At 67.6% G+C, this 7,027-nt stretch carries 8 protein-coding genes; 7 read left to right on the forward strand and 1 reads right to left on the reverse strand.

Annotation, left to right across the window (positions count from 1 at the left end; genetic code table 11):
• Positions 1 to 1,015 (reverse strand): HDOD domain-containing protein (locus B2W70_RS07210; RefSeq protein ID WP_286744263.1); only part of this gene is annotated, 1,015 nt, incomplete at its 3' end.
• A gap of 235 nt (positions 1,016 to 1,250) precedes the next feature.
• Here B2W70_RS07210 and B2W70_RS07215 point away from each other — a divergent pair.
• The 7 genes from B2W70_RS07215 to B2W70_RS07245 all read left to right on the forward strand — a co-directional run.
• On the forward strand, positions 1,251 to 1,547 hold the full coding sequence (locus B2W70_RS07215; RefSeq protein ID WP_286744265.1) for a hypothetical protein: 297 nt from the start codon (positions 1,251 to 1,253) through the stop codon (positions 1,545 to 1,547).
• Positions 1,548 to 1,585: 38 nt separating this feature from the next.
• A complete protein-coding gene (locus B2W70_RS07220; RefSeq protein ID WP_286744267.1) occupies positions 1,586 to 2,371 on the forward strand; it encodes a DUF692 domain-containing protein in 786 nt (261 codons plus the stop codon).
• Positions 2,341 to 2,619 (forward strand): putative DNA-binding domain-containing protein, encoded by a 279-nt coding sequence (locus B2W70_RS07225; protein ID WP_058086656.1) that lies wholly within the window; start codon positions 2,341 to 2,343, stop codon positions 2,617 to 2,619. The genes B2W70_RS07220 and B2W70_RS07225 overlap by 31 nt, the downstream gene beginning before the upstream one ends.
• Positions 2,579 to 3,097 (forward strand): DoxX family protein, encoded by a 519-nt coding sequence (locus tag B2W70_RS07230; RefSeq protein WP_286744269.1) that lies wholly within the window; start codon positions 2,579 to 2,581, stop codon positions 3,095 to 3,097. Before B2W70_RS07225 ends, B2W70_RS07230 begins: the two co-directional genes overlap by 41 nt.
• Positions 3,098 to 3,194: 97 nt before the next feature.
• A complete protein-coding gene (locus tag B2W70_RS07235) occupies positions 3,195 to 4,184 on the forward strand; it encodes an ABC transporter substrate-binding protein (RefSeq protein WP_286744271.1) in 990 nt (329 codons plus the stop codon).
• 1 nt (position 4,185) lies between these two features.
• Positions 4,186 to 6,270 carry an ATP-binding protein gene (locus B2W70_RS07240; RefSeq protein WP_286744273.1) on the forward strand — a complete coding sequence of 695 codons (2,085 nt, stop codon included), beginning with the start codon at positions 4,186 to 4,188 and terminating at the stop codon, positions 6,268 to 6,270.
• On the forward strand, positions 6,267 to 7,027 hold a 761-nt coding region (locus tag B2W70_RS07245; protein WP_286744275.1), incomplete at its 3' end, for a TonB-dependent receptor. The genes B2W70_RS07240 and B2W70_RS07245, both read left to right, overlap by 4 nt.

Here is a 7,027-nt window from a genome sequence, read left to right on the forward strand (position 1 = left end):
CACCAGGGGTGGCGTCCGCTCCCTGCCCCTCGTTGGGCGCGTCGACGTAATACAGGTCAAGCAGGCGCTCGGCGGGTGAGGACGCTGGCACCGACAGGTTCAGCGCGCGGGTGAGGTCGGTCAGGCGTTGGCGCGAGCGCCCGGCGGCTTCCTGCAGCACGTCTCCATCCAGCCCGAGGGGCACCTGGTAGCGGCGCTGCAGCTTGCGCAGCACATCGCCCAGCTGAGCCGGCTCCGTGTGCAACATGGCGTCCGAAGCCGACTGCGCCAGGCTGGCCAGCCAGTGCACGCGGCTGGGGTGACCTGCGAGCGAATGCGTGGGCACCGCCTCACCTGGGGAACGCATGCTGGCCAGCAGGTCGGCGGGCAGGCCCCATTCGCGCCCCACGTGATCGGCCAGTGCCTCCAGGCCCACGCCCAGCACCTGCTGGACGATGCGGGCGCTTTCGGTGGTCGAGGCCAAACCAGGCTCGCCACCTCGCTGGCGGATCTGCTCGGCATCGTCGGGCAGGTAGAAGGCCACCAGCAACCATCCCAGTCGCCTGAACAGCGCCCCGACGAACACCTCTTCGGCCTCGCGCGGGTTGACGGCGAGTTCGCTGGCCAAGGTACCCGCCATCACCGTGTGCAGGAAGTCTTGTTTGAGTTGGTGGGCGTGCCCCTGGTCCTGCATGTGGTCGAGCAGCATCAGCGACAGCGCCAGGTTGCGCACACCACCCACGCCAATGAGGCTGACCGCGCGCGAGATGGTGCTGATGGGGTCGCTGCCCGCACGGCGGTAGTGGGCCGTGTTGACCACGCGCAGCAGCTTTTGCGTCAGGGCCACGTCCTTGAGGACCTCGTCGCACAGGGACTGCAGGCTGTCGGTTTCCGATTCGGACAGCGCCTGCACGCGAGCCACGGACGCGGACAGGGCCGGAAAGTCGCTCTTGCTGCGCATGCGGCGCAGGAGGTAGGCCAGGGTGACGTCGGCCTCGGCGGTGATGCCGTCCTGCTCAGCTGGGATGGTGCTCATGCGCGGAGGGTTTCAGAGGTGGGATTTCATTGTCCGCTTTCCCTGGACCTGGCAGCAAGCGAGCGAAAGCCGCATCAACGCCGATCAATGGTGTCAATTCACCTTGCAGCATCCCCGCTGCCCAAGCAAGTTCGTGTTGTTACACATTCTTGTGTCAGGTTTGCCATTTCGGTGCGACACATGCATCGTGCACACCCGTGCCACACCTCCACGTCAATCAACCAAGGACCTGACCATGAACATCAAGACCATCGCCGCCATCGCCGCTTCCGTCATCGCCACCACCGCCTGGGCCGGTGAGAAGGACGCCAAGTGCGGCGCCGGCTCCTGCGGCAAAAAGGAAACCAGCGGCAAGGAACACAGCTGCGGCAAGAAGGACGCCAAGTGCGGCGCCGGCTCCTGCGGCAAAAAGGAAACCAGCGGCAAGGAACACAGCTGCGGCAAGAAGGACGAAGCTGGCAAGAAGGAAGCCTCCTGCTCCAAGAAAGACGGCGGCTGCGCCAAGAAGGACGCATCCTGCTCCAAGAAGTGAATGCGGCCCGTCACTGAGCACTGAAAGGACACGCCACCATGGTGGGACTGGGTTACCGACGCGAGATGGCCGACTGGGACATGTCGGCCATCGAGGCCGACTTCTTCGAGGTCGTCTCCGAGAACTGGATCCGGCGCGAGCGCGCGCCGCTGAAGGCGCTCATCGCGTCGGGCCGCCCGGTGCACCTGCACGGCGTGTCCATGAACCTGGGCGGCCCCGCGCACATCGACCGCGACTTCCTGCTGAGCCTGCGTGAACTGGCCGAGGACATCGGCGCCCTGCACGTGTCCGATCACCTCGCCACCAGCGGCGACGCCCACCAGCTCTACGACCTCTTTCCCATCCCGTTCACGGTGGCCGAAGTGGCCCGCGTGTCCGACCGCATCCGCCACGTGCAGGACGTGCTCGGGCGGCGCATCGCCATCGAAAACAGCACCTGGTACACCAACCGCTGCGACATGCCCGAGGCCGACTTCCTGGCCGCCGTCGCCGAGCGGGCCGACTGCCAGATCCTGCTCGACCTCAACAACATCACCGTCAACCACAAGAACCATGGCGGCCTGGACCTGGCCGCCTTCGTCTCGCGGGTGGACACCCGGCGCGTGAGCTACCTGCACGTCGCCGGCCACGAGTTCGACGCCCGCTTCGGCCTGCACATCGACACCCACAGCGAACCGGTCGAGCCCGACACCGCCGCCATGGCCCGCCAACTGCAAGCCTCGCACGGCCTGGCCATCCTGCTCGAATGGGACAACGACGTGCCCGGCCCCGACCGCATCAACCAGGAACTGCGATGCCTGAAGCCGACTTCTACGACTACGTGAGGGGCCGCAGCGAGGTGGTGCCCGAGGGCCACACCGAGGCCGGCATGCGCGTCTACCGCCACCTCGTTCAACTCGGTGCCAGCCAGATGATCGAGGCCCACCACCCCGAATTGCGCACGGCCCTGGGCGACGAAGCCTGGCAGGCCCTGATCGCCGACTTCGTGCGCCAGTCTGCCTGGACCTCACATTTCTACGGAGACCTCCACGATGAATTCCTCACTTACCTCGATCGCGTCCAGCGCACGTGAACGCGCCGACGGGCTGGGCCTGCTCGCGCTGCGGCTGTTCGTCGCCCAGGAGTTTTTCCAGGCCGGACTCATGAAGGTCTCGGCCGGCTTGACCGCGCCCGAGTGGTTCGCCGGCCTCGACTTCCCGCCCATGCTGGCCTGGCTGGGCCCTGACCTGAACTGGGTCGCCGCCGGCCTGGGCGAAGTCGTCCTGGGTGCTGCCATCGGTCTGGGCCTGTTGAGCCGCCTGGCCGCGCTGGGCCTGATGTTCATCACCTGGGTGGCCGTGTACACGGTGCACTTCGACCTGGGCTGGGCGGGCTGGAACCAGATCGAGACCGAAGGCGGGCTGGGCTTCAAAGTGCCCTTGATGCTGGGGCTGATGTGCCTGGCCATCCTCACGCAGGGTGCGGGTCGCTTCTCGGTGGACGCCTGGCTGTGTGGGCGCCAGGTGAGGCGTCATCACGACACACCGGGTGCCATCCAGACACACCCTTGACCCGGACCTGAACAGCATCCGTTAACATCCCCGCGAGTCCCCGGGTGTGCATGGGAGCTGAACGGGCAACCCTGGGCCCGCCACATGGGGGTGAGACTTGTCTGGTACATGTCCGATTCGCTCCAGGCTGACACGTCGGGAGCTGATCCAGCTGGTGCGCAGCGGCGTGCTGGGGGTGGCAGCCGCCCCCTTGTCGAGCTGGGCTGCTGACGACGACAGCCGCAGCACCATCGCGGTCGTCTACCCTCAGATCGGCGAGCCTTTTCGCAGCGCTTTTGCCGCCATCGTGCGCGGCATCGACGAGCGCACAGCGGGGCGCATCCTGCGCCTGCCCCTGGCGGGTGAGTCCGCGCCGGAGTCGCTCGCGCAAGAGCTGCGCAGCCGCCATGTGCGCGCCCTGATCGCGCTGGGGCGCAGTGGCCTCAAAGCCGCCACCACGCTCGACCTCAAGCTGCCCCTCATCGCCGCAGGCGTGTTGTCCGTGCCAGAGGCCGATGGCCAGTCGGGCACCGTGGTCAGCCTGGCGCCCGACCCCCACCTGCTGTTCACCCGCCTCAAGGCCTTCGTGCCACAAGCGCGTCGCGTCATCGTCGTCCACAACCCGCGTCAGAACGACTGGCTGATCCGCCTGGCGCGCGAGGCCGCAAGGCAAAACGGGCTGGAGCTGCTCGCCTTCGAAAGCGAGGACCTCAAAAGCTCGCTCAAGCGCTACCAGGAACTCATCGGGCAACTCAACGTGCGCCGAGACGCGCTGTGGCTGCCCCAGGACACCAGCGCCGTCGACGACTCGGTGGTGCTGCCCTGGCTGCTGCGCACCGCCTGGGACGAAGGCCTGCCCGTGTTCTCCAGCAACGTGGCGCACGTGCGCCGCGGCGCGCTGTTCGCGCTCTACCCCGACAACCTCGAACTCGGCCGACACCTGGGCAGCACCGCGATGGCAGCCCTGTCCGGCGGCACGCCGCCACCGCGCGGCATGCAGGCCCTGCGACAGGTGCTCTCCGCCGTCAACGTGCGCACCGCTCGCCACCTGGGTCTCGACCTCGATGAATCGGCCCAACCCATCCACCTTGTTTTACCGGAGCAATGAGATGACGACTGCTCGCATCCCCTTGCTCATGAGACCCATCACCCGATGGGCCGAGCGCCTGACTTTCCAGCAGCAGCTGTCCGCGGTGGTTGCCGTCGGCGTGCTCAGCATGACGCTGCTTTCTTCGTTGGCCAGCGCCTGGCAGGCCAGCCGCCAGGTCCGCAGCCAGCAGCTTGACCAGAGCCTGCAGGTCGCCAGCAGCCTGGCCGCACAAAGCCGACTGGCCTTGCTGTCGGGCTCACCCGACAACGTGCGCGAAGCCATGACGGCCACGCTGGCCTTCCCCGACGTGCTGCGCATCGAGGTGCGCACCGCCGACCACCAGTTGCTGGCATCGCAGGGCAGCACCCACTTTCAGCGCATGGACGTGCCCCCGGCTCCCCTGGACGCAGACCGATCCCCCCTGCTCGCGGCAGAAGACGAGCACGCCTGGTACGTGGTCGCCCCGGTCTGGTCAGAACCACACAGCACGCCATTCGACGTCGAACCCCCGGTGGCCGAGCGCCTGGGGCAGGTCACCGTGGTGCTCAGCAAGGCCACGTTGGCGCACACGGTCGCCAACATCTTCCTGGTCAACGTTGGCACCTCGCTGGTCATCTCGGTGCTGTTCCTGGGCATGCTGCGCTGGTTGAGCCAGCGGCTGAGCCGCCCGCTGCAATCGCTGTCGCAGGCCATGTCGCGGGCCGAACAAGGCGAATCACGGGTGCGCACGGTGGTGCAGGGCCCGCAGGACGTGCAGCGCATGGCCACCGCCTTCAACCGCATGATCTCGGCCCTGCAGGAGCGGGGCGATGAGCTGCAGCGCCACCAGCTCAACCTCTCGGCCCTGGTGCGCGAGCGGACCATCGAGCTGCAAGAGGCCAAGGAGCGCGCCGAGGTGGCCAGCCAGGCCAAGACCGACTTCCTGGCCCGCATGAGCCACGAGCTGCGCACGCCGCTCAACGCCATCCTGGGCTATGCGCAGATCCTGCAGATGGACCGCACGCTCACCGAGCGCCAGCGTCACATCGTGCAGACCGTTCACGACAGCGGAGGGCTGCTGCTGCGCCTGATCATCGACATCCTGGACCTCTCGCGCATCGAGTCAGGTCACACGGCGCTGGTCCCGGTGCCCGTGCAGCCGCGCCAGCTGGCTCAGCAGCTCCACAACGTGTTGGGCATCAAGGCCCAGCAAAAGAGCCTGACGCTGCGCATGCACTGTGCCGACGCGGTGCCCCAAGGCGTGCTGGTCGATGACCAACGCCTGCGCCAGGTCCTCATCAACCTGCTGGGCAACGCGCTGAAGTTCACGCAAGCCGGCGAGGTCAGTCTCGACATCGAACCGGTGCCGGGAACCCTGGCTGGCGAACAGGTCACGTTGCGCTTTTCGGTTCGCGACAGCGGCCCGGGCGTGCGCGACGCCGACCGCGAGCGCATCTTCGAGCCTTTCGAACAAGCCGGTGACTCGCACAGCCGCGCACAGGGCACCGGCCTGGGCCTGGCCATCAGCCGTCAGCTGGTGCGCCTGATGGGTGGCGACATCCACCTCGACAGCCGCGAAGGCGCGGGCAGCTGCTTCTGGTTCGACCTGGCCTTGCCCGTGGTCCACGCCGAAGCGATCACGGCCGCTCAGGCCCGCCACATCATCGGCTACGACGGCCCGCGCAAGCTGGTGCTGGTGGTCGATGACGTCACCACCAACCGCCAGCTGCTGCTGGAGATGCTGCGTCCGCTGGGCTTTGACACCCTCGAAGCCGCCGACGGCCAGGAGGCCGTTCAGCTGGCCCAGCGCTGCCCGCCCGACCTCGTCCTCATGGACCTGGCGATGCCCGTGCTGGACGGCCTGTCTGCCACCCGGATGCTGCGCGCCACGCAAGGCACGCAGGACATCGCCGTCATCGCCCTGACCGCCAACGCCTCGGACCAGCACCGCCAGGATGCCCAGCAATCCGGCGCCAACGCCTTCCTGGCCAAACCCTTCGACCGCCAGGAGCTGCTTGACCTGATCGGTCAGACGCTGGGCTTGAGCTGGCAGCGCGAGGTCGAAGTCAACTCGGACACCTCGCCAGACGCCAGCGCCAGGCCGCCCACCGAAGGGTCGGCATGAACCACCGCACCCAACGCTCACTCGAGCCCTTGAAGCTGCGGCCGCTCGCATCCCGTGCGCGAGCCGTCACGCGGTTCGGCGTCCCCCTGACCTGCCTGCTGCTGAGCGCTCACGCCGGGGCACAAGTCAGCCGTGACGAAGAGGAGCTGGCTGCAGCGTTCGGTGACCGCGTCGTCATGCAAAGCCCCGAGGTCAGCATCGCCACCGGGCGTTCGCAGTCGCTGCGCAGGGCGCCGGCCGTGGCCAGCGTCGTCACCGCCGAAGACATCTCCCGCATCGGCGCCACCGACCTCGACGAGGTGATGGAGACCGTGCCCGGTGTGCACGTCAGCCGCAACGTTCAAGGCTACAACCCGCTCTACCTGATCCGCGGCATCCACGGCCAGTTCAACCCGCAAACGCTGGTCCTGCTCGATGGCATGCCGCTGACCATGCAATTCATCGGCAACCGAGGCAACGGCTGGGCCGGCATGCCGCTGGAGAACATCGCCCGCGTCGAGGTGATCCGGGGCCCTGGCTCGGCCATGTTCGGCGCCGACGCCTACGCCGGGGTCATCAACCTGGTCACCAAGGGCACAGCCGACATCCCCGGCACCGAATTCGGCGCGCGCGTGGGCAGCTTTGATTCACGCAGCGCCTGGGCCCTGCACAGCGCGCAATGGGGCCCGTGGGAAGTGGCCGCCTACCTGCAACACGCCCAGACAGACGGCGACAAGCCGCTCATCCGCTCCGACGCCCAGACCCAGATCGACCAGCT

This window comes from Aquabacterium sp. UBA2148 (assembly GCF_002328915.1).
GTDB classification, from domain to species: domain Bacteria; phylum Pseudomonadota; class Gammaproteobacteria; order Burkholderiales; family Burkholderiaceae_C; genus Aquabacterium; species Aquabacterium parvum.

What these genes read in the sequence shown, in the direction of transcription:
- B2W70_RS07215 (WP_286744265.1), top strand. Translation starts at nt 1,251, where the DNA reads ATGAACATCAAGACCATCGCCGCCATCGCCGCTTCCGTCATCGCCACC.
- B2W70_RS07220 (WP_286744267.1), top strand. Translation starts at nt 1,586, where the DNA reads ATGGTGGGACTGGGTTACCGACGCGAGATGGCCGACTGGGACATGTCG.
- B2W70_RS07225 (WP_058086656.1), top strand. Translation starts at nt 2,341, where the DNA reads ATGCCTGAAGCCGACTTCTACGACTACGTGAGGGGCCGCAGCGAGGTG.
- B2W70_RS07230 (WP_286744269.1), top strand. Translation starts at nt 2,579, where the DNA reads ATGAATTCCTCACTTACCTCGATCGCGTCCAGCGCACGTGAACGCGCC.
- B2W70_RS07240 (WP_286744273.1), top strand. Translation starts at nt 4,186, where the DNA reads ATGACGACTGCTCGCATCCCCTTGCTCATGAGACCCATCACCCGATGG.